This is a genomic window from Endozoicomonas sp. ISHI1 (assembly GCF_024606225.1).
In the GTDB taxonomy this organism is placed as follows: domain Bacteria; phylum Pseudomonadota; class Gammaproteobacteria; order Pseudomonadales; family Endozoicomonadaceae; genus Endozoicomonas_A.
In genome coordinates this window covers 63,405-85,263 of the sequence record NZ_JAGRPU010000026.1, presented here as the reverse complement: position 1 = coordinate 85,263, position 21,859 = coordinate 63,405, and the positions used below count along the sequence as shown (strand labels likewise).

Annotated in this window: 19 protein-coding genes and 1 pseudogene; 8 read left to right on the top strand and 12 right to left on the bottom strand. The window is 47.2% G+C overall.

The genetic code is table 11. The features are described from left to right. The first annotated feature begins 315 nt into the window (after positions 1–315). The 4 genes and pseudogenes from KBW69_RS16275 to KBW69_RS16265 all read left to right on the top strand — a co-directional run bounded on the left by KBW69_RS16275 (position 316) and on the right by KBW69_RS16265 (position 6,375). Complete coding sequence (locus KBW69_RS16275) at positions 316–723, top strand: hemerythrin domain-containing protein (protein WP_257281532.1); 408 nt, start codon at positions 316–318, stop codon at positions 721–723. A 380-nt stretch (positions 724–1,103) separates the two neighbouring features. Next, positions 1,104–1,274 (top strand): annotated as a pseudogene (locus tag KBW69_RS23860) (DUF29 family protein); the annotation flags it as partial. 1,076 nt (positions 1,275–2,350) lie between these two features. Further along, positions 2,351–4,942, top strand: a complete 2,592-nt coding sequence (gene acnB / locus KBW69_RS16270; RefSeq protein ID WP_257254170.1) for a bifunctional aconitate hydratase 2/2-methylisocitrate dehydratase — start codon at positions 2,351–2,353, stop codon at positions 4,940–4,942. Positions 4,943–5,196: 254 nt separating this feature from the next. Further along, positions 5,197–6,375 carry a macro domain-containing protein gene (locus tag KBW69_RS16265; protein WP_257281531.1) on the top strand — a complete coding sequence of 393 codons (1,179 nt, stop codon included), beginning with the start codon at positions 5,197–5,199 and terminating at the stop codon, positions 6,373–6,375. Positions 6,376–6,377: 2 nt separating this feature from the next. Here KBW69_RS16265 and KBW69_RS16260 read toward each other — a convergent pair whose 3' ends face one another. The 4 genes from KBW69_RS16260 to KBW69_RS16245 all read right to left on the bottom strand — a co-directional run bounded on the left by KBW69_RS16260 (position 6,378) and on the right by KBW69_RS16245 (position 11,622). Continuing rightward, complete coding sequence (locus KBW69_RS16260; protein WP_257281530.1) at positions 6,378–8,363, bottom strand: DUF3488 and transglutaminase-like domain-containing protein; 1,986 nt, start codon at positions 8,361–8,363, stop codon at positions 6,378–6,380. Between the two features lie 7 nt (positions 8,364–8,370). Then, complete coding sequence (locus KBW69_RS16255; RefSeq protein ID WP_257281529.1) at positions 8,371–9,363, bottom strand: DUF58 domain-containing protein; 993 nt, start codon at positions 9,361–9,363, stop codon at positions 8,371–8,373. 5 nt (positions 9,364–9,368) lie between these two features. Further along, complete coding sequence (locus KBW69_RS16250) at positions 9,369–10,268, bottom strand: MoxR family ATPase (RefSeq protein WP_257281528.1); 900 nt, start codon at positions 10,266–10,268, stop codon at positions 9,369–9,371. Positions 10,269–10,422: 154 nt separating this feature from the next. Then, complete coding sequence (locus KBW69_RS16245) at positions 10,423–11,622, bottom strand: O-succinylhomoserine sulfhydrylase (RefSeq protein WP_257281527.1); 1,200 nt, start codon at positions 11,620–11,622, stop codon at positions 10,423–10,425. A gap of 66 nt (positions 11,623–11,688) precedes the next feature. Between KBW69_RS16245 and KBW69_RS16240 the strand changes: the two genes are divergently transcribed. Together KBW69_RS16240 and KBW69_RS16235 are read left to right on the top strand one after the other, a co-directional pair. After that, positions 11,689–11,874: a hypothetical protein gene (locus KBW69_RS16240; protein WP_257254164.1), complete on the top strand. Its 186-nt coding sequence runs from the start codon at positions 11,689–11,691 to the stop codon at positions 11,872–11,874. Positions 11,875–11,936: 62 nt separating this feature from the next. Next, positions 11,937–12,716 (top strand): 5'-3' exonuclease H3TH domain-containing protein, encoded by a 780-nt coding sequence (locus KBW69_RS16235; protein WP_257254163.1) that lies wholly within the window; start codon positions 11,937–11,939, stop codon positions 12,714–12,716. A gap of 128 nt (positions 12,717–12,844) precedes the next feature. Here the strand turns inward: KBW69_RS16235 and KBW69_RS23855 are convergent, their stop codons facing one another. The 4 genes from KBW69_RS23855 to KBW69_RS16220 form a co-directional block, all read right to left on the bottom strand. Continuing rightward, on the bottom strand, positions 12,845–12,964 hold the full coding sequence (locus KBW69_RS23855) for a type II toxin-antitoxin system Phd/YefM family antitoxin (RefSeq protein ID WP_368736458.1): 120 nt from the start codon (positions 12,962–12,964) through the stop codon (positions 12,845–12,847). A 295-nt stretch (positions 12,965–13,259) separates the two neighbouring features. Next, positions 13,260–14,771: an amidophosphoribosyltransferase gene (purF, locus tag KBW69_RS16230; protein ID WP_257252783.1), complete on the bottom strand. Its 1,512-nt coding sequence runs from the start codon at positions 14,769–14,771 to the stop codon at positions 13,260–13,262. Between the two features lie 174 nt (positions 14,772–14,945). Continuing rightward, complete coding sequence (locus tag KBW69_RS16225; protein WP_257281526.1) at positions 14,946–15,443, bottom strand: CvpA family protein; 498 nt, start codon at positions 15,441–15,443, stop codon at positions 14,946–14,948. A gap of 111 nt (positions 15,444–15,554) precedes the next feature. Then, positions 15,555–15,839, bottom strand: a complete 285-nt coding sequence (locus KBW69_RS16220) for a helix-hairpin-helix domain-containing protein (protein WP_257252781.1) — start codon at positions 15,837–15,839, stop codon at positions 15,555–15,557. 513 nt (positions 15,840–16,352) lie between these two features. Here KBW69_RS16220 and KBW69_RS16215 point away from each other — a divergent pair. Continuing rightward, positions 16,353–16,787 (top strand): DUF29 domain-containing protein, encoded by a 435-nt coding sequence (locus KBW69_RS16215; RefSeq protein ID WP_257252780.1) that lies wholly within the window; start codon positions 16,353–16,355, stop codon positions 16,785–16,787. A gap of 67 nt (positions 16,788–16,854) precedes the next feature. Further along, positions 16,855–17,289, top strand: a complete 435-nt coding sequence (locus KBW69_RS16210) for a DUF29 domain-containing protein (RefSeq protein WP_257252778.1) — start codon at positions 16,855–16,857, stop codon at positions 17,287–17,289. Here KBW69_RS16210 and KBW69_RS16205 read toward each other — a convergent pair. The 4 genes from KBW69_RS16205 to KBW69_RS16190 all read right to left on the bottom strand — a co-directional run bounded on the left by KBW69_RS16205 (position 17,225) and on the right by KBW69_RS16190 (position 21,859). Next, complete coding sequence (locus tag KBW69_RS16205) at positions 17,225–17,830, bottom strand: Uma2 family endonuclease (RefSeq protein ID WP_257281525.1); 606 nt, start codon at positions 17,828–17,830, stop codon at positions 17,225–17,227. The two genes, KBW69_RS16210 and KBW69_RS16205, sit on opposite strands and share 65 nt — an antisense overlap. 90 nt (positions 17,831–17,920) lie before the next feature. After that, positions 17,921–19,861, bottom strand: coding sequence for a nucleoside-diphosphate sugar epimerase/dehydratase (locus KBW69_RS16200; RefSeq protein WP_257281524.1), 1,941 nt, complete (start codon positions 19,859–19,861; stop codon positions 17,921–17,923). Between the two features lie 108 nt (positions 19,862–19,969). Next, the gene (locus tag KBW69_RS16195) at positions 19,970–21,154 is read right to left on the bottom strand and encodes a DegT/DnrJ/EryC1/StrS aminotransferase family protein (protein WP_257281523.1); all 1,185 of its coding nucleotides are present in this window, start codon (positions 21,152–21,154) and stop codon (positions 19,970–19,972) included. Positions 21,155–21,232: 78 nt separating this feature from the next. Then, entirely contained in the window at positions 21,233–21,859 is a 627-nt protein-coding gene (locus KBW69_RS16190) for an acetyltransferase (protein WP_257281522.1), read from the bottom strand.

Genomic DNA, 21,859 nt, shown 5'->3' with positions numbered 1-21,859 from the left:
GAAGCCGTGAAACCAGAAACTGGCAATTACCGGCAGAGGTATGGCTTAACCCTGAGCGATCAGAGAATCAGCAGCATTGTGATTTAGCTGCATAAGTTGAGGCGACATCTACCTTGAAAGTTACCGCTTCCGAGCCAATGTCAACTGCCGCCTACAGCCGTGATGAGGACGAAGGTGCTTGGTAACGACTCCATGAAAAACGCCCAGATGGTGAGCCAGCCGCTCAAAACGCTTAATAATTGATGATTTGAAACATATGTGGGAATTACGTCCTAAACTATTAGTAACCTTTATATTCAAGGAGTGAACAAAAAAATGTCTCAGTTAATTGAGGAATTCAAAAACGAACATCTGCAAATCAGTGACTTACTTTTACAAGCACGTGAAGTTGGCATTGGTAACCAGCAAGGTCAGAATTTAATACTCTCCGCCAAAAAAATGCTGTTGGCCCATTTAAACAAAGAAGATAAGTACCTTTATCCTGTATTGAGAGAAGCCGCTGAGAATGATGAAAGCCTGAAGTCTACCCTGACTGACTATGCACTTGATATGGATAAGATTTCCGCCGAAGTGATGATTTTTTTCAGCCTGTATGAAAATAACGATAATACTATTGAAAACTTTCAGCAGGACTGCAACAACATTTTAAGGGCATTGAGCAAGCGAATTACTAAAGAAGAAGCAGTTCTCTACAAGACTTACGACAAAATCAAAGGCGCCTGAAGCCACCCGCTTAAATGATCGGCTGATTCCCGGCCGATCATTATTCCTTTTCAGAAGAATACAAATCCTGGCAGCACAACACCAAGGATCATCCGGAATAGAAAAAATGGCATGCGCCCGATACGGATGTCGTCATCCTCCCCAGTGTAAAGGATGGTGTTTCCTACTATCAGACGGCAATGCAATGCCGCAGTGTAGCGGGTCTCATTACTTACGACCTGTGTTTTGGTAATTCATTTATTCCCTTTTGTTAATTGCCTACAGTGGTAGGGGCAATGGAGGTCTTTATGGAAAACTTGTATGACACTGATTTTTTCACGTGGTCCTATCATCAAGCCGAGCTGATCAGGCAAGGTCATTTCGTGTAACTCAACTGGGACAACCTGATCGAGGAAGTTGAAGACATAGGCAAGGCTCGATACCGAACCTTACGGAGTCGTCTGGAACAGCTATTTTTGTATTTGCTCAAATGGCAGATGCAGTCGGAAAAGAACGAGCTGCACGATATGAAACAGTGGCACCGGTCTTCTGGAGGCGATGGAACAAGGTAATTGTGTTGGATATTGTGTTGTGAGTAACTGACACCTGAATCAGTGGCAGCTTTCAGATAGACAAAACCTCAGGCTGTGACTCTATTTCAAAAACTGATGAGGTTTTTATAGATCATTTTACCAGTCGATAAGAAGAAAAAAATCTCCCATTAACAAAGAGACTTTCTGATGTCATAACAAAAGGTTTTATTAATGTTTGTACTGTTTTAGATCCAAGAAATAATTCACCGATAGAAGGGGTATGTCATGATTTTGCTTATTATTTACACTTTGGGCTTCCGATTTTAAAGTCCACGAGATATAACACTCATGACTCTTTTTACCAATCACTTTCGAACATAAAGGTCAATGAATTTACTGGAGAAAAGGATCTGATCTTTGGAGATATTGTACAAATAACAAGCCAACCTTCCAATACTGGAGATAAACCTTTAGTTTTTCATAGTATGGTTTATATCGGTGATGGCAAATACATTAATAAACTTTCTAACCTGGATATTTACATCCAGGATCTTGAGTCAATATTAGATACTTTTGAAACGTGGAAAAAAGGAATACTAAGGATTGTTAGGGATGTCAGCAGATGACGCCTGTTCTCATGAATCAAGATTGTTCACCATGAGATTACTTTCACTCAATACTTGCGGCAATAATCACTAATGTACGAGAAAAACCGGCACAACAAGGGCTTTACCGACCGGCCCAACCATTATTCACCAAATTTATACCAAAGATTGCGGGCTTCACTTAACTTGAATAACGCTATCCGATATACTGCCCGCGCCCGGTTGGCTGAAGAAGCAATGGTTACAGTTCTTTTCACTGCTAATCTGTAAAGAATAATTCCCACCGGTATACGATGCCTGCACACATCGCCATGGGCATGAAAGTAATCTAAAGTGAACTCCTGTTCTGGAGGAGGAGCAGTGGTATCCGTCAGAGCTTTCTTCTCTACCCGCCCAGCCATATTGTGCAGGACCTACATTCACAGGAACATCAGCAACTGTCTGGCCCACCGCTGTAGAGATTACGGGAAAAGTGACCGGACAGGCCGCACAGATGATGAGGGTTGATCCGTGCTAGAAGCCTACAGAAAACATGTCGAAGAGCGTGCAGCAGAGGGTGTCCCACCAAAGCCACTGAGCGCTGAGCAAGTCACCGGACTGGTAGCCTTGCTGAAAACCCCGCCAGTCGGTGAAGAAGAGTATCTGCTGGACCTGCTGGAAAACCGCATTCCGCCCGGCGTAGACGAAGCTGCTTACGTAAAAGCCGGTTTCCTGTCCGCCATTGCCAAAGGCGAAGCAGAATCCCCACTGCTGGATAAAAATAAAGCGGTTGAACTGCTGGGCCTGATGCACGGTGGCTACAACATTGAGACGCTGGTAGAACTGCTGGACAGCACCGAACTGGCGGAGCTGGCTGCAGAACAACTGAAAAGCACCCTGCTGGTGTTTGATGCTTTCCACGACATTGAAGAGAAAAGCAAGGCCGGAAACGCACACGCCAAGGCTGTTCTGAAGTCCTGGGCAGATGCCGAGTGGTTCACCCAGCGCCAGACGGTTCAGGAAAGTATCAAGGTTGCCGTCTTCAAGGTGTCTGGTGAAACCAACACCGATGACCTTTCTCCTGCACCAGATGCCTGGTCTCGTCCCGATATTCCGGTTCATGCCCGTGCCATGTACAAAATGACGCGCGACGGTTTGGAACCTGAAGAGCACGGCGTGATCGGCCCTCTGCAGCAGATCGACAAAATCAAGGCAAAAGGCCTGCCCGTTGCCTTCGTGGGCGATGTAGTGGGTACCGGCTCTTCGCGTAAGTCCGCTACCAACTCGGTATTATGGTTCTTTGGTGATGACATTCCGGGTGTGCCAAACAAGCGTGCCGGCGGTATCTGTATTGGCGGTAAAGTAGCACCTATCTTCTTTAACACTATGGAAGATGCTGGCGCTCTGGTTTTTGAAGCCCCCGTTGATAAGCTGGGCATGGGGGATGTGATTGAAATCCGTCCATACGACGGCAAAATCCTGTCTGAATCCGGTGAAGTGCTGTCTGAATTCGACTTCAAATCCGACGTCATCCTGGACGAAGTTCAAGCAGGCGGCCGCATTAACCTGATCATAGGCCGTGGTTTGACTGACCGTGCCCGTGAAGCTCTGGGTCTGGGACACTCTGATATTTTCCGTCGTCCTGTTGCTCCCAAAGCCTCCGACAAAGGTTTTACCCTGGCCCAGAAAATGGTTGGCAAGGCCTGCGGTGTTGAAGGCATCCGCCCTGGCACCTACTGCGAGCCCAAAATGACCACCGTAGGTTCTCAGGACACTACGGGTCCAATGACCCGCGACGAACTGAAAGACCTGGCTTGTCTGGGCTTCTCTTCCGATCTGGTGATGCAGTCTTTCTGTCACACAGCAGCTTATCCAAAGCCTGTTGATGTTGAAACTCACCACACTCTGCCAGACTTCATCATGAACCGTGGCGGTGTGTCCCTGCGCCCGGGTGACGGTATCATCCACAGTTGGCTGAACCGTATGCTGCTGCCAGACACGGTCGGTACCGGAGGAGACTCTCACACCCGTTTCCCACTGGGTATTTCCTTCCCTGCCGGCTCCGGTCTGGTAGCCTTTGCTGCGGCTACCGGTGTTATGCCTCTGGATATGCCTGAGTCCATTCTGGTTCGCTTCAAGGGCGAAATGCAACCCGGCATCACCCTGCGTGATCTGGTTCACGCCATTCCTCTTTACGGTATCAAGCAAGGTCTGCTGACGGTTGAGAAGAAAGGCAAGAAGAACGCCTTCTCTGGCCGCATTCTGGAAATCGAAGGTCTCGAGAGCCTGACAGCGGAACAAGCTTTCGAATTGTCTGACGCTTCTGCTGAACGTTCTGCTGCCGGTTGTACCATCACGCTTTCTGAAGAGTCCATCGCCGAATACCTGAAATCAAATGTGACGATGCTGCGCTGGATGATCAGCGAAGGTTATGGTGACCCTCGTACTCTGGAGCGCCGTGCTCGCAAGATGGAAGAGTGGCTGGCTAATCCGACGATGATGCGTGCGGATGCTGACGCTGAATACGCTGAAGTGATTGAAATAGACCTGTCTGAAATCAAAGAGCCTATCCTGTGTGCTCCTAACGATCCAGATGATGCCCGTACACTGTCTGACGTGGCAGGCGACAAGATTGACGAAGTTTTCCTGGGCTCCTGCATGACCAACATCGGTCACTTCCGCGCGGCCGGTAAACTGCTGCAGCAGAACAAGGAGCCTCTGCAAACCCGCTTCTGGATGTCTCCTCCTACCAAGATGGACAAGGCCCAGCTGGAAGAAGAAGGCTACTATAGCATTTATCAGGACAGCGGTGTTCGCACCGAAATTCCGGGCTGCTCATTGTGTATGGGTAACCAGGCACGTGTAGAACCAGGCGCCACTGTGCTGTCTACTTCTACCCGTAACTTCCCGAACCGTCTCGGTGATGGCGCTAACGTATACCTCTGCTCTGCCGAGCTGGCTTCTGTGGGCGCGATTCTGGGCAAAATCCCTACGGCTGAAGAGTACATGGAATACGCACAAAATCTGGATTCCATGTCCAGTGAAGTCTACCGTTACCTGAACTTTGATCAGGTAGAGTCCTATCAGAAGGCGGCCGATGAGGTTATCGCTAAAGCAAGCTGATCAGTGACCTGGTTGTCGTCACAAGATCCCCGCCATTGTGCGGGGATTTTTTTTCTAACTCTGAATGCCAGAAGTGTGATCGATGGGAGAATTGACGCTGTATTTCAAACCAGCATAAAAATTCGTTGGAAAGTCGACAACTTTTCCGGCCAACTCTGTCAGCCAACCTTGCCAGATACCTTTCAGCCCTGTGAATCCCTATCAGGGATGAACTGATTATACTTAAGACTATCGGTAGATTTTCTGGCTCAAGCATGATTCCAACGTCTGATTCGGTCAGTTCAGCATCCAACTGGCAGCTTTTCAAAAGCTGGGTAAAACATAAACTGCGCTCAGCCTTTACCTGGAACCGGAAAACCCGGGTACTGGAAGACCCTGCAGCCTTGCTTCAGGAAGCCAGGGCCAGAGGCGACAACCCTTATTCAGGAATAAAACTTCGAAACATCAAACGGGATGAAAATCCACAGCCTCAGATCAATAGAACCGCCCAACATTACAGAAATGACTTTGCCCGTATTGGTATTGATGTCAGTTCACTGGCCGAAGAGACTGACCTCTTTTTGGAGCTTCAGTACAAACTGCTAACCCGGGCCAAGAGCCTGCAATCCAAAATCTACAAACAGGGAATGCTGGAAGATATGCAGGCCTGCTCCAGGCTTGTGAATCGAGTGATCGCCGGTGACTGGCCAGCTGTCCTGGATGATCTTACTCCGGACCACCCTACTGAAGGGATCCACGAATTGGTGGATTTTGTCAGACCTCTTCAACTTTTGCTCACCCCCCCGAAAGAACAATCGACCATCACCCAGGTACAAACGGATGTCAAAATACCTTCCGACCAATTGTTGGGAAAAGAAGTCTTTTTGATGTCCGGGGATATCAGCCTGATGAATGAGTTACGCAACCCACCGATTGAAGTCATTGCCTGTCCCTACACCCCCATGGGATCACCCAACGAAACAGCTTTACTGAGTCAGCTTTCCGAGATTGATCCCGGCCTGTCAAGAAAAGGGTTTCGGGAAGCCATTAAAAAGATGAAACCGGGGCTGGCCGCCATTACAGCCAGCCCCGCTTTGCAGTGCAGAGGCTTCAGTCATATGGTACATGCCATACTTCCTAAGGCTGAGTCCGGGACTGTTCATTCAGAATTAGTCAGCGCCTACCAATCGGCCATCGAAGCCGCTCACAGGAAAAACCTGTCGAGCATCGCTATCCCCATCTTCAGCTCTGAACTGAATCTTACCCCTCAAAGAGCGGCGACTGTCGCTTGTATTGCTGTCAGCCGATACATGAGCAGCCACACTTATGGAACCAGACCGCCCAAAGTCTATCTGGTTTGCCCCAGCACAGAGGAAGGTCAGAAAATCCAGGGATATATTAACCATTACTTGAGCCAGAAGATGCCGAAGCCTCCTGTGCAAGACTCTCCCTGACTCTAAAAACGAGTCAGAAGCCGCTTCAGCTCGTGCATTTCCGAACCATTTTCCCCATAAGCTGCTTGTATATAAGCCTCACAAAAAGACATCACAGGCTCTGCGAGCGTATCATCTGATTTGGAGATACGGCGTGCAAAACTCAACTCTGCTTCGCCATCTCTCGGGACAAAACCTTTTCTGGCCATTTTTTTAAGGAAGCGGGCATAGAGTTTCTGCAGTGGAGGTAGCGACTGCCGACGATACAATAAAGTCAGCGATAATACGGCCAATATCAAGCTTACCCCCAGCGCCAGAGCCGTCGCCTGCCGCCAGTAAAAATCTTTATCGCCCAGCAGGCTTCTCAGAAACGCCTCCTGTTGATCCTGCTTGAAGTTCACGACCGACCTCTGCCATTGATATTCTGCTTTCTCAAAGACCAGCCTGACTCTGTTAATAATGCCTGACTGACGATAACGATAGAGAGATAATGGACTGTCTGGCAAAAAAGTTTCGGCAGGGCCAATAGCTGCTTCCAGGCCAGATGCTATTCTCTGGGGTGAAACTGCGGCGGTAGGATCAAACCTCAACCATCCTTGCCCTGCCACCCAGATTTCAGCCCAGGCATGAGCATCGAACTGTCGGACCTGAATCAGGTTTTCATCTTCCTTGAACTCTCCGCCCTGATAGCCACCGATGACTCTGGCCGGAACACCTGCTGCTCTCATCAAATAAACAAATGCACCCGCATAATGGGCACAAAAACCTCGCCGACCTTCAAACAGAAATTGATCAATCGTGGAACTTTGATCGTACAAAGGTGGGGAAAGGGTATAGTAGAAGTCATCCTGACGAAACAGCGACAGTAGTCGACCCGCCATTTTCACGGGATCCTCACCGGCCTGGTTGAACAGTCTAAGCGCATATTGCCGACTTCTATCATTTCCGACTACCGGAATCCGGGTATTCAACTCAACAAGCCAGCCAGGCATAGAGACAGATCGAGCCCGGGGCAACATCCCATCCAGGGAGTACAGCAGTCGACTGTCAACCGGTTGCTCCGATGCCAGCCTCATTGTCCTGTAGAAATAACTTTTTTCAGCCACTGTACCGACAGCTCCCAGGGAGTACATCCATGGTTTTCCGGTAGGCTCCATCATGACTTCATATTGATAACTTCCCAGACGATTCTTCCACCACCCTTCAGTAACAGGCTGCTTACTGACCCAATTTTTCTGCGACATAGCGGCAACAGAAAACAGCTTGTCCGTCTGCTTCCAAGTCTTGCCATCAAACTGATCCAGCACCACAGCCCGCCAGTATCTTTGCTGAGCGGGTGGCACATCAGCTGCAAAGCGGGCACGAAACACCAATTCATCTGAACGACTGAGTCTTGCTATATCGCCCGGAGTCATGGCATCGGTTAAACCGACTCTGCCACTGTTATCAGGAAGAGGTACTGACCAAAGCGGCCCCATGCGAGGTACCAGGATAAACAGAAGAATGGTTAAAGGAGCCGCCTGAAAAGCCAGAAGACCTGCAAACCTGATACTCGATACAACAGGTGTCGTATCCATTTCCCGGAACAAACCTTGCTGAGCCGCAATCAACATGACCAGACAAAACATAAGGTATAGCGTCTGTAATAACGTCTGGGAAAACAGAACGGCTGTTGCCACCAGAAAATAGCCGATGTAAACGACAACCAGCGCATCCCGCTGGCTTCTCATTTCCAGTAGTTTGAATGCATAACCTGCGGCCAGAATAGAGACCGATGATTCCAGGGATATCAATGGCCTGAAACTGACCACCACCGAAACAAGAGCAATCAGGATCAGCCCCAGGCGCAATAAAAAAGGTGGCCAATGCCCTCTACCCTGCAAAATGGCAATCCGCCAGCCTGCGGAAAGACAACCTGTCAGAATAATAAGCAACGGAACTTGCTTCCAAATGGGGAACAAGACTGACAGAAGTGCGGCAATTAACCACAATGTTGAGATTCTGCTCACCTGAGCATCACTCAGCACGTTCACCTCCGGACCTTTTAATACCCGGAGCCCTATCAGAGCCAGAAGCAAATAACGCCAGAGTTTCAAGGCACTCTTTTGAATGCTTATGCCCTATATTGGCAGCCAACTCTGTTCCGGGAACGGACAAACTGTATGGTCTGTTACTGGCTTCACATTCCAGACACCATCCAGCCAAAACAGAGAGTTTATCTTCCAGACTTACACCGGGATTATGCTGCAGGCAGAGCTTAACCTGATGACCTAAAGGTTCCTCAAACAGCTTGGTATTCAGCTCACTGGTTCTCGCATAGCCTTTCCAATCAACATGACCCGAAAGATCCGTCTCTTTATAACGGCGAAAACCGGCAAAATCATCCTGCCCTGATCGTGTTTGTCTACCGGACTCCTCTCCTACTCCCAGCAGACTTGGAACAGGGTGGGAAAAATCAGCCCTGGGATAGATCAGGGTGTGCATTTCCAGCTGGACCCAGCTCCATGCCCTGCAAAACCCCAGAGGGTACACACTCTCTACCTTCATCCTGCCCGGACGAAACCAGCCTCTGGATTTTGCTTTTACCTGCAGAGTGAAGTCCTGATTGGTTTCGAATGAGTAGGTCACCTGCTCATTTTCAGGCCAGCCTAATCGCACAGATTGTCGCCCCCGGCCCCCTGACTGCAACTGCAGATGAACTGATATCAAGTCCCCTGCATGACCCGAATCAGCAGACTTTGAAACCAGAGTCATCCCCGCAAGATTTTTCCAGGTGTGAAGAATGGAAAGCATAAACAGACTGACCATAAAAAAGGACAGGCCAAAGGCCAGACTGTTAGCATAATTGGCCGCCAGTATAAAAATGAGTACAGTAACAGACAGCCAGATATAGCCCCCTATTGTGGGCAGGATAAATATCCGCTGTTGATCCAGAGTCACCCTTGGCGCTGGTGGAATGCGTCGATCCAGCCATTGGTGATATCGCTGTCTGATAGCGGCTGCTGGCATACGTTTCATCCCATGATGCGAGTGCCCGTCAGCAACTCCCTGACCGATTGACTCTTTTCTTTCGCCTTTAACCGGTGATCGGCAACAGGGACAAACACAGCCTGAACATCTTCGGGAATAACATAGTCCCGACCTTCCATCCAGGCCCAGGCTTTTGCAGCCGCTATCAATGCCAGACCTGCTCGTGGCGAGAGCCCAACATTGAAATAACCCACCTCTCTGGTTCGTGAAATAAGCCTCATTACATAATCCAGCAACATCTCCCCGACATGTCCCCGGGCTGATTCATTCTGAGCTTTGATCAATTGATCGGCATTGAAGATCGCAGGCAGCGCATCCATTTCCACCCTGCCGGCTTCGCCTTTCAAAATGGCTTTCTCTGATTCGGGGTCAGGATAGCCCAGCTCCAATCTCATCAAGAATCGGTCGAGCTGGGATTCTGGCAAAAGAAAAGTGCCTTCCTGATACACAGGATTCTGGGTTGCCACCACGAAAAAAGGTTCGGGTAAGGATTGTGGCTGTCCATCGACCGAGACTTGGCGCTCCTCCATGGCTTCAAGCAAGGCACTTTGCGTTCTGGGTGAAGCCCTGTTGATTTCATCCGCCAGCAACAACTGGGAAAAAACCGGTCCCGGCTGAAAGGTAAAGTTGGCGGTATTTTTATCAAAAACGGTAACCCCGGTAATATCGGCGGGTAACAAATCACTGGTAAACTGCACGCGTTGATAACCTAAGCCCATGACCCGAGCCAGTGCATGAACCAGCGTTGTTTTACCCATTCCGGGCAGATCTTCGATGAGCAGATGACCACGGGCAAGAAGACAACACACCGCAAGCCGAATTTCCAGATCCTTGCCTCGGATAATCGTATTCAGAGCATGAATACATTGATTGACTTCACTCATTAATAGGGAACCGTTATTATTCTTTGAAGGCCTTGATTTTTATAGTAAAAAACATTGATCGCAGAGTAGAACAATGTTTTTTGTGTTCAAAGCTTTTTTATCGGTCAATCGACACAAAAGGACAGAATTCCTTTTCTGCTCCAGGGGGGCTGATTTAAAGCAGGGCTAACCCCCTATCAAGATCCGCCTTCAGATCTTCGAGGTTTTCAAGACCCACAGCAACCCGGATCAAATTCTCAGTAATACCGGCCCTTGCTTTGTCTTCCTCAGAGAGACGACAGTGTGTCGTGGTGGCCGGATGAGTGATCGTAGTGCGGGTATCCCCGAGATTAGCCGTTCTGGAAATAAAAGTTACGGCATTCATCACTGTCCAGGCCTGTTCCCGGCCGCCTTTCACTTCAAACGCAAGAACACCGCCAAAGGCTTTCTGTTGACGCTTTGCCAGAGTGTGACCAGGGTGCGACTCAAGGCCACTGTAGTGTACCTTTTCGACAGCAGGATGCTCGTCCAGCCAACGTGCCAGTGCCATTGCATTGCGACAATGGGCACCTACCCTCAGGTTCAGTGTTTCAAGAGACTTGTAGAAATTCCAGGCATTAAAAGGGCTCATTGAAGCGCCAGCCGCCCGTTGCCAGAGATGCATCTCACTGATCAGATCTTTGCTGCCGACAGCCACTCCCCCCATGCAGCGTCCCTGACCATCGATAAACTTGGTAGTAGAGTGGACAACAATATCTGCGCCAAGCTTCAAAGGCTGCTGAAGAGCCGGTGTACAGAAGCAATTATCAACCATCAGCAAAGCATCATTCTCATGAGCAATGGCGGCCATGATTTCCAGATCGACTACTTCACCCAAAGGGTTTGAAGGCGTTTCCAGAAAAAGAAGGCGCGTTTCAGGGCACATCGCATCTCGCCATTGCTGGTAATCCGTGAAATCAACAAAAGTCGTTTTTACACCAAATTTGCCCAGGTATTTCGCAAAAATGGTGACCGTTGTTCCAAAAACACTGCGAGAGCAGATTACATGATCGCCGGCTTTCAACAATCCCATGCACATGCCCAGGATAGCCGCCATGCCTGAGGAGGCGGCACAGGCCAGCTCTCCCCCTTCAAGGGCTGCCATGCGGTCTTCAAACATTTTCACCGAAGGGTTGGTATAGCGTGAGTAAACATTGCCCTGCTCATCACCGGCAAACACTGCCCGGGCCTGCTCAGCACTGTCGTAAGTAAAGCTGGAAGTCAGGTAAATAGCTTCACTGTGCTCTCTTTCACCGCTGCGAATGACACCTGTCCTGATAGCCTGAGTTTCAAACGCCCACTGATCCTGATTATTACTTACGTCGTTATCTTTCATTTCTGATCCTATATACCGCTCTGGGCTGTTTATGAGCTTAAAATCCCAAGGTTCCGGGTATATGTCTTGCTGAGACTTTTCGATGCAGCGTGGGAAAACCTTCAGCCAGACCTATCCCAGATGGCTGACAAGGCCAACGATAACGAAAAAAAACCGCAGTTGACAGTAGAAATAACCACCCTGGCTACTGAGTTTTCAGAAGATAAAAGAAAATCCCCGACCCCTGAATGTGGTAATCTGGGAATACGATGATTAATGGTTAACATGGTTAGATACCTAACCGTTTTCACCCATGGCTGTTCAGGAAAAACAGAATGCCCCCTCACCTGCTTTTGATTGATGCTCTTAATCTTATCCGAAGAGTACACGCTGCTGTCAGGGCTCCTGATGAAGACAGCCAGATAGACGGAGCTATTTCAGCCACCGTCGCTTCACTAACAAGAGCCATAAAAGAAACATCGCCAACCCACTGCCTGATGGTTTTCGATGGTAATCCTCCTACCTGGAGACATAATCTTTTCCCTGATTATAAAAAGGGCCGCAAGCCCATGCCCGAACCATTAAGAAAAAGGCTGGGAGATTTCAACCGGGCTTTCCTGAACATGGGGGTAAGAACATTCAGAAAGTCGGGTCTGGAAGCAGATGACGTTATTGCTTCTGTGGCCTCCAAGGCATCAAAAGCCAATGTCGAAACCACCATACTTTCAACAGACCGTATTTTTCTGCAACTGCTGAATGCTCCTCAGATAAAGCTGCGTGATCATTTCCAGAAATTCGATTATCAGAGAGATAGCGTCCAAAAACTTTATGGCTTTGGAGCAGACAGGCTAACCCAGTTCTGGGCCATTACAGGTGTTGGAGATGTGCCCGGAGTTCAGGGTGTGGGAGATAAAGGAGCCACCTCCCTGATGTTGGAACATCAGGAAATAAGTAATATCTTTTTGTTGGGAGAGGAGTCTAAAGGGGCAGCAGGGAAAGTAGTAAAGCAGAAAGATCAGGCATTGTTAAGCTTGAAACTGGCGACTCTGGCTTGTGATCTTGAGGTTGGGGTGAGGATGAAAGATTTGAGGTATGGATCTGTATCTGAAGAATAATTTTTTAAGAAGAAACCTTATTAATCAAAATTTCTATAAAACTGATCGATTATATCATCGAGTGTATTATCAAAATCATCGGATATCTCAATCCGCCCCTTCAGAGCACCAAAACCTCTACTTTCAGGTTACTCTTCGTGAGGAACCAATCTCATAACAGGCTTATTTCTCTGTGTGATAATGATATCGGCATCCTCTTCAATTGCCAGTCTGACAAGTTCTGACAACCTGCTTTTTGCCTCACGCATTCCAACTGTAATTTGCTGTGAACCTGACATTGACATAAATGACTCCCTTGCTAATTAAACCAGACTCAGATTAGCCCCTACTAGCAGCCTGTCGGACTTAAGCGTCCGTAGCGAGGATTGCAAGAAATTGAGGATAAAAATTTCTGCTTCTGAGGAGAATAGCGAGCTATTTGACGAAGAAGCAGGAATTTTTAGACCAATTTATTGCAACCGCAGTAGGACAGCCTTAAGTCCGACAGGCTGCTAGCAAGGCTAACAGGGGCTCGACTCTATGAACATAGTGTTCAAGGAAAAATCAGGCAAGCTCTTCATCATTGTGAAGGTCAATGATCGAATCGCTTCCCGCATTAGCCCGGGTCTCTTCGTTTCTGCTGGCAGCAAGACGGCTTAAATATTCACTATCGATACCGCCGGCAATGTATTTACCATCAAAAACAGAACAGTCGAAGTCGGTAATGTCGGGATTCAACGAAGAAACGATTTTCTTAAGATCATCCAAATCCTGAAAGATCAGACGATCTGCCCCGATTTCCTGCTCGATTTGCTTGTCAGTCCGATCGTAGGCAATGAGCTCTTCTGATGTTGGCATGTCGATCCCATAAACATTTGGGAAGCGAATCGCAGGAGCAGCAGAGCTAAAATAGACTTTCTTTGCGCCACTGTCTCTGGCCATCTCGATGATCTGCTGACAGGTCGTGCCTCTGACAATGGAGTCATCGACTAACAGGACATTCTTGCCTTCAAATTCCTGTTGAATGGCACTGAGTTTTTGGCGAACGGATTTCTCGCGGACTTCCTGACCAGGCATGATGAATGTGCGACCAATGTAGCGGTTTTTAACAAAGCCTTCTTTGTAAGGAAGCCCCAATCGGTTGGCAATCTCCAGTGCTGATGTCCGGCTGGTGTCAGGAATAGGCATCACAACATCAATATCATGCTCTGGCCACTCTCTGAGAATCTTGTTAGCAAGGATCTGCCCCATTCTCTGATGAGCCTGATAGACAGAAATACCATCAACAATGGAGTCAGGGCGGGCGAGATAGACGTACTCAAAAATACAAGGATGCTTGGTGCCCTGAACACACTGGAATGTGTGCAGCTGATTATTTGAGTCTATGAAGACAGCTTCGCCTGGCTCGACGTCACGAATAACTTCAAAACCAGAGGCACTCAAAGCGACGGATTCAGAAGCCATCATATATTCTGTGCCTTTTTCGCTTTCCCGCTTACCGAAGATCAGGGGGCGAATACCGTTAGGGTCACGAAAACCAATGATACCGTGACCATTAATCATGGCGACGACAGCATAGCCACCTTCGCAACGCTCATGGACTCGACGAACCGCCTGGAAGAAGTCTTCCGGCTTGGGCTGCAGCTTGCCTGACTGCTCCAGTTCATGGGCGAAGACATTCAGCAGAATCTCTGAATCAGAGCTGGTATTGATGTGACGAAGATCTTCTTCAAAGAGTTCCTGCTTGATGCTCTGGGCATTGGTCAGATTCCCGTTATGGGCAAGGGCAATACCATAGGGAGAGTTAACATAGAACGGCTGGGCCTCGGCTGAGCTGGAAGTACCTGCGGTAGGATAACGAACATGAGCGATGCCCATATTGCCCACCAGTTTTTTCATGTGCCGGGTTCTGAAGACATCACGGACCAGCCCGTTATCTTTTCTCAGATAAAAGTGCCCTCCTCCCAGGGTCACCATACCGGCTGCGTCCTGCCCCCTGTGCTGAAGCACGGTCAGCGCATCGAACAACAGCTGGTTAACATTCACTGTCGCCGAAATACCGACAATTCCACACATTTCTCACATCCTCAGGCTGGATCAGCGGCTCCAAAGCTCTGGCAAGGTCACCTGAAAGTCAGAAAAACCCTGTTTTTTGTGCTTATAGCTGTCTTTAGAGCCTATTTTTTCTCAAAAGTTCAGAAAGCGCCCTCTGGACGTTTGCCTGTTCCCGGGAAGCTTTCAGAGATTATTTCAACCGGCTTGCAACATAGGTTCAACCCACTGGACCACTGTTTGTCTGGACCAGTCTGCAAGTAGCAAAAAGTGCGGCAATAATACCGAATCTTGCCATGCTTCGTCATTCTCTAATGGAGCAAAAGTCATTAATCCCACCACAAGCACCACAAGCAAGCAGCCTCTGAGCCCGCCGAAAACCATACCCAGTATCCTATCAGTCCCAGTGAGACCGGTGGCTTCAACCAATTCTGAAAATAATCGATTAATCAACCCGCCCACCAGTAGCGTTGCGACAAAAAGCAAAATTGATGCGGAAATCACTCTAACAGACGGGGTTTCTACATACTGAGTTAACAAGTTCGCAACACTGCCGTTAAAAGTCCAGGCCACAAAAATGGCCACTACCCAGGTCAGAAGAGAGAGAACTTCTTTGAAAAAGCCACGTTTAAGGCTGATAAGAGAGGAAACAGCCACTATGGCCGCAATGACCCAATCAATCCAGGTAAAGGTCAAAGGAATACTCCTGCATAAGTCTTTATTCAGGCTAGATTATCGGTTTTGAAACACGTACTCAACATACAAAAAGCCCGTCTCTATGGACGGGCTTTTTGTATATGTGATTCCCTACTCTTCGAAAATTATCCTGGATTCGTTCTTCTTCATAAAGGCTTCACCGATGAACTTCACCTGATCAAGGTCATCCATATTCTTGTAAGGACCATGTGCTTTACGGTGTTTTACTATCTCTTCTGCTGTTCGTCTGCCTACGCCTATAAGCTTTTCGTCCAATTCCTGAACGGTGGCTGTGTTGACGTTAACGACCTGTTCTTTTTCGTCGCTATTGGCAAATGAACCGCTAGAGAATATTAAAAGGCTGGAAAGAGCAATGCTTGAGAAAAATGTATTCATAATCAAACTTCCTTATTGATTATTAACGTTTGGCTTCAGATATCTTGAAACCGTTATTTTCAGTTCTAGACGGATTTTTAAAAAAAACCAAACAGATGGAAAAAAAACTATGAATACAACAGAACCATTGAATGTAAATGACTGATTTTATAAAGAACTCAGGACAGACTCCAGAATAAACACCCAGACAGCACAGCCAATGTTTTGACAATATAGAAGTACGAATAACACCATTTCTTCAGGCTCTGACAGCAAAAAGTCGAGGGTAAAACAAACCCTCAGGAGCCTTTCGGATTGATGACTTCGAGTATAAATTTCAGAACAAAACGAGCCGGAGTATTGAGTGTACTCATGGCTGCAGTCAGTATCACCTACTGATTTTGTATTAAACTACGCCCAGCCCTATAAATGAAACTTGAGCTATCTTAATGAGCGCAGTTTAGATTCGTAAAGCACAAAGTGAGTAAGATAGAATGAAGGAAAATGGGATAACGGACAAAGCAGGTAGCCTTTATGCGAGACTTGTATGATACCGATTTTTACAGCTGGACTCAGAGACAGGCAAAACTGATTCGTGAAGGTCGCCTCGCAGAACTCGACCTGGAAAATATCCTTGAGGAAATTGAGAGCATGGGTCGCAGTGATTACAGAGCCTTGCAGTCCCGGCTGGAAATACTCTTTATGCATTTGTTGAAATGGGAGCATCAGCCAGAAAAAAGACAAACAGGCCACAGCTGGGAACGAACCATCCGTGTGCAACGTAAGCAGGCATGGCGAATTCTACAGGATTCTCCGGGTCTAAAACACAAAATTGATGTTATGCTTCCTGTTGCTTACAAAAGAGCCGTCGAAGATGCCGCTGAAGAAACAGGACTATCACCTTCCACTTTTCCCAAGGAGCGTCCCTGGAGCTATGAGCAAGCTATCAATCCTGAATTCTGGCCCTAAAACTTCTCAGTCCATAAGATAAACTGAACAGTAACTATGAAATCCTATAAAACAGCAGGTCATTTTTGTGCGTGATTTATACGATACTGATTTTTACAGCTGGACCCAGAGGCAGGCAAAACTGATCCGTGAGGGCCGCCTGACAGAACTCGATCTGGAAAATATCCTTGAGGAAATTGAGAGCATGGGTCGCAGTGACTACAGGGCATTAGAGTCCAGAATATGCGTACTTTTCATGCATTTGTTGAAATGGCAGTACCAGCCTGAAAAAAGGCAGACTGGCCAAAGCTGGGAAAGAACGATCCGAGAGCAACGCAAGCAGATCAGGCGAATTCTAAGAAAAAATCCGGGACTGAAAAGCAAACTGTCAGAGATTTTGGTTGAAGCTTACTCGGACGCTGTAGAAGACGCCTCAGATGAGACAGAGCTACCCTCCTCTACTTTTCCAAAAGAATGCCCCTGGAACTATGAGCAGGCGATGGACCCGGAATTTTGGCCGTAATGTCCTTGTATATATCCAGAACGGGAAGTTCGAGAGCGACTGAGTACAATAACAAAGAGTCTGCTTCTTCGTAACGCTGTGTACACCATTGACTCCCTTCTCGCCAGTAAAGATCCACCAGAAACTCATATTGAGAAACCTGCATGTATTCTTCCAAGGTCGCTATTTGAGTATATGCCTCAAGTTTGGCAAAACGATCATGCTGTTCTGTGGATTTCGAAAAAATCTCAATAATCAGTTTTGGATTCTCTTCAACATAATCATCACCAGAGCCACGGCCACAGGACACCATTATGTTGGGGTAGAAAAAGATATTATCACTTTCAGAGCCTGCACTGACTTTCATGTCAGAAGCAAAGACATCACAGCCAGTGCCAGAAAGATGCTGATGAAGCCTCGTTGCAAGAGAAACTGTCAACAAGTTATGCGTTCGACTGCCACCCACCATGGGGAAGACATATCCATTGATATACTCTCTTTTTGATTCAGCCGCCTTTTCAGACTCCAGGTATTCATCAACGGATAATAGTGGATTTTTCATAACATTTTGCATCTGGCTCACCGATCATTTCTGAAATATGAGCCGATCAATATAGACAGGAATTAAGCAAAAACCCTGGCAAACGACAACTCAATGATAGTTCAAAACCGCTCGCTCAGGATTTGATTCAGCTTGTCTGGACCGATCCATCCAGTCCACAACATCAGACGTTGGACTAAAACCATTCACATAGCTGGAAAGCAGATTTCTCAGATCAGTGAAACGCCCATCTCGTGCCACCTCAAAAATAGTCTCCAAAGCCAGTCTATAGTCATTCCAGGATTCTTTGCTTTCCATAGCCATACTGATTTTAGGATGGCTGGTACCTGCCACATTGTCTCCAATCAACAGTTCTTCATAGAGCTTTTCACCAGGGCGTAAACCCGTGTAGACAATTTCAATATCACCTTCAGGATTACTTTCGTCTTTGAGAGTTAAGCCGGATAAATTAATCATCCGCTTTGCCAGATTGGCTATTTTGACAGGTTTCCCCATATCCAGTACAAAAACCTCACCTCCGCTGGCCATAGCACCGGCTTGAATCACCAAAAGAGCAGCCTCTGGAATTGTCATAAAATAACGATTGATGTCTGGATGAGTCACCGTCACAGGGCCACCAACCCGGATCTGCTCACGAAACGCCGGGATGACAGAGCCACTGGAACCCAATACATTTCCAAACCGGACCATTGTAAAACAGGTATTAACCGGTATTTTTGTTTCTGCCACAACGCCAAACCTGTCCGAGTGGAACAGTTTTACTGAAAGTTCAGCAGCCAACCCCTGCAAAGCCATTTCTGCCAGGCGCTTTGAGGCACCCATAACATTTGTGGGCCGCACTGCCTTATCAGTAGATACCAAGACAAAGCGCTCTACCTGAGTAACAATCGCGGCTTGTGCGGCATAAAGTGTTCCTAACGTATTATTTCGTAAACCTTCTTCTATATTATGTTCAACAATAGGTACATGCTTATAGGCAGCAGCGTGATAAACCGTATCCACAGAAAATCTTCGCAAGGTTTCAATTAATCGCTCCGGATTATTGACCGAACCCAGCACTGCTGCAATCTGAACCGCTTTACAGTCATTTGAACTATTTTGTGTCTTTATTAAATCCTGTTCGACAGAATATAAGCTGAACTCACTGTGCTCATAAAGCACAAGACATAAAGGCTTCCTTTTAAGAATCTGCCGACAGAGTTCAGAACCAATAGAACCACCTGCGCCAGTGACCATCACCACTTTACCAGTGATACACTTTTCCAAGAGATCTTGTCTTGGCTCCACCTCGTCTCTGCCAAGGACGTCACCGATATCAACAGGCTGAATTTCCTGCATTTTCATTCGACCGCTAGCCAGATCAGACACGGCAGGTATTGTTCGAATAGGCAGTCCGTGCTGCTCAAGTGTCTGAACAATCTCTTTTCGCCTTAGCCTGCTCGCAGAGGGTATGGCCAGTAACACCTCCTGAACGCCTGTTTCCTGCACCATTTGCCCGAAACTTGAGGGTCGGTATATACGCCTCCCTTGAATAGCACGACCGGCATTGTCCGGCTTATCATCTAAAAAAGCGACTGGCTGGTACTCAATCCCCCTGTCTAAAGCGGACATCACCTGCACTCCCGCAGCCCCGGCGCCATAAATGGCGACAGGAATTCCCCGGCGTGAGTGCCTTTGCCTGCTAGGGAAAAATTCAGGAAAGATATCTGCTATGGATTCCTCTAATAACCAGCTTCTAATCACGTAGCGTGTGATAGTCATAGTCGGCAGCAACAGGAGCCAGTATATAAAAGGAATAGAGCGTGGAAGTTGGGCCTGTCCGGAGAGAAACCCAACCAACATCAGGCAGATAGCAGCATAGGAACATGCTTTAAAGATGACGATAAGAGAGTCAGAGCCCATATACCGCAGGACAGCTCTATAAAGTCCCATTTTAACCAGAAAAGGCAAGGTGACTGCCACAGCAACAATAAAGGCTGGATAATAGCGAGTAAAGGGGTCAACCATACTCAGGCGAATATAAAACGCCATCCACAAACAGAAGATTATTGCTATTGAATCGAATAGCAATGCAACTAGCCGTTTACTTGAGCGTGGGAGAGAGAGCAGTGTGTTGCGCATTCTTATCAAACCCAAAGGTTAAAGCTCAACTTGAGAGGCATGACGCATAACGTCTCGAAGAACTTCTACAGTTTTATTTATTTCGTCATCTTTTAGAGTTGGATGAACAAGAAACATTAGACTACTCTCTCCTAGTTCTTGAGCTACTGGGAGTCGTTGCTCAGGTTGAAGCCCTGTATTATCAAATGCTTTCTCCATATAAATTTCTGAACAAGAACCATGCAAGCAAGGAACACCCCTGGATTGAATTTCAGCAACAACCCTATCTCTTGTCCACCCTTCCTTCAGTTTTTCAGGCTGAACAAAAAGGTAATATTTATAGAACGCATGTTTAATATACTGTGGGACTTCAGGTATACGCAAAGCTGCAAATTCCCGAGACACATCTCTTATAGCTTCTGCATTAATCTGTCGTTTATTGCTCCATTCTGACATTCTTTGAAGCTGAATACGGCCTATAGCAGACTGCATTTCCGTGAGCCGCCAGTTGCTACCGAATGACTCATGAAGCCACCGAAAGCCCGGCGGATGCTGAGTCTTATAAACTGCATCATATGACTTACCGTGGTCTTTATACGACCACATTTTTTTCCATAATCCTTCATCATTGGTCGTGACCATGCCGCCCTCTCCGCCCGTTGTCATAATCTTGTCCTGACAAAAAGACCAGGCGCCAATATGACCAATAGAGCCAACACATTGGCCCTTATAAGTAGCACCATGAGCCTGAGCACAGTCTTCAATGACAAACAGGTTATGGCGATCAGCCAAATCCATAATGTCGTCCATTTCACAGGGCCAACCTGCCAGATGTACACAGATAACAGCTTTCGTTTTAGGTGTTATAACCTTCTGAATGGTTTCTGCGGTTATATTTTGCGAATCTCTGTCCACATCAGCAAATACTGGAATGGCACCCGCCAAAACGATAGCACTGGCTGATGCAAGAAAAGTACGGGATGTGACAACTACCTCGTCTCCTGATTGGATGTTCAAAGCTTTCAAGGCAAGTTCAAGAGCAAGTGTCCCATTTGCTACGGCTACCGCATGTTTTGTGCCAGACCAAGTAGCAAATTCCTTTTCGAACTCCCGGCCCTGCGTTCCAGTCCAGTAGTTAACTTTATTAGAGAGCAAGGTTTGTGAAACAGCGCTGGCTTCTTCCTCAGTGAAAGAAGGCCAAGGTGAGAAATTGTTATTAAGCATTTATGTAGTAATCACTAAAAATATAAACATTGAAAAATCAAGGAAGGAAATAAATGCAATAATTTAAAGCATTTATGTTCAAATGACTCGCTTAGCAGGTACACCAATCATTTTAGCTCCAACCGGTACATCATTAATTACTACAGCACCCGCACCAATGACCACATCAGAATATACTGATAAACCCTGAATGACAGAAGCTCGCATTCCTACCCAGACCCGCTTGCCTATAGAAACACAGCCCGCAAGTGATGCCCCGGGTGAAATATGTGAACCATCTCCAATCATACAGTCATGATCTACAGTGCAGCCTGTATTCAGAATACAAGCATTACCAATTTCAGAATCCACGTTGACAATAGCACCAGCAAAAACAACAGTACCAGCCCCAATTTTAGAAAATGGACTTATAACTGCAGAAGGATGAATAACCGGAGGGAATTGTGCACCCGCTTTTAAACCTTGTTCAAGCCACGTCAAGCGGTGATTATCATAATTAACACCTACGCCAAGTGCCATAAACGGAAATTTATCAATAAAGTCTTTTAGATCAGTGACACGGCCAATCACAGACCATTTACCAATAAACTTCAACTCTGGAAAGCGATCATCCAGGAAAGCAACACCACTCCATTGGCCACTAGCCAAGGCCGCGTCAGCAACAACTTTAGCATGCCCACCTGCACCAAGAATTAGAAGTTCCAT

Excerpts from the sequence above, each read along its gene's own strand:
- KBW69_RS16250 (WP_257281528.1), bottom strand. The coding sequence starts at position 10,268 with ATGAGTGAAGTCAATCAATGTATTCATGCTCTGAATACGATTATCCGA.
- KBW69_RS23855 (WP_368736458.1), bottom strand. The coding sequence starts at position 12,964 with ATGCGTGAGGCAAAAAGCAGGTTGTCAGAACTTGTCAGACTGGCAATT.
- KBW69_RS16255 (WP_257281529.1), bottom strand. The coding sequence starts at position 9,363 with ATGCCAGCAGCCGCTATCAGACAGCGATATCACCAATGGCTGGATCGA.
- KBW69_RS16200 (WP_257281524.1), bottom strand. The coding sequence starts at position 19,861 with ATGGCGTTTTATATTCGCCTGAGTATGGTTGACCCCTTTACTCGCTAT.
- KBW69_RS16275 (WP_257281532.1), top strand. The coding sequence starts at position 316 with ATGTCTCAGTTAATTGAGGAATTCAAAAACGAACATCTGCAAATCAGT.
- KBW69_RS16205 (WP_257281525.1), bottom strand. The coding sequence starts at position 17,830 with ATGAAAAATCCACTATTATCCGTTGATGAATACCTGGAGTCTGAAAAG.
- KBW69_RS16265 (WP_257281531.1), top strand. The coding sequence starts at position 5,197 with ATGATTCCAACGTCTGATTCGGTCAGTTCAGCATCCAACTGGCAGCTT.
- KBW69_RS16215 (WP_257252780.1), top strand. The coding sequence starts at position 16,353 with ATGCGAGACTTGTATGATACCGATTTTTACAGCTGGACTCAGAGACAG.
- KBW69_RS16195 (WP_257281523.1), bottom strand. The coding sequence starts at position 21,154 with ATGCTTAATAACAATTTCTCACCTTGGCCTTCTTTCACTGAGGAAGAA.
- KBW69_RS16220 (WP_257252781.1), bottom strand. The coding sequence starts at position 15,839 with ATGAATACATTTTTCTCAAGCATTGCTCTTTCCAGCCTTTTAATATTC.
- KBW69_RS16190 (WP_257281522.1), bottom strand. The coding sequence starts at position 21,859 with ATGGAACTTCTAATTCTTGGTGCAGGTGGGCATGCTAAAGTTGTTGCT.
- purF (WP_257252783.1), bottom strand. The coding sequence starts at position 14,771 with ATGTGTGGAATTGTCGGTATTTCGGCGACAGTGAATGTTAACCAGCTG.
- KBW69_RS16245 (WP_257281527.1), bottom strand. The coding sequence starts at position 11,622 with ATGAAAGATAACGACGTAAGTAATAATCAGGATCAGTGGGCGTTTGAA.
- KBW69_RS16235 (WP_257254163.1), top strand. The coding sequence starts at position 11,937 with ATGCCCCCTCACCTGCTTTTGATTGATGCTCTTAATCTTATCCGAAGA.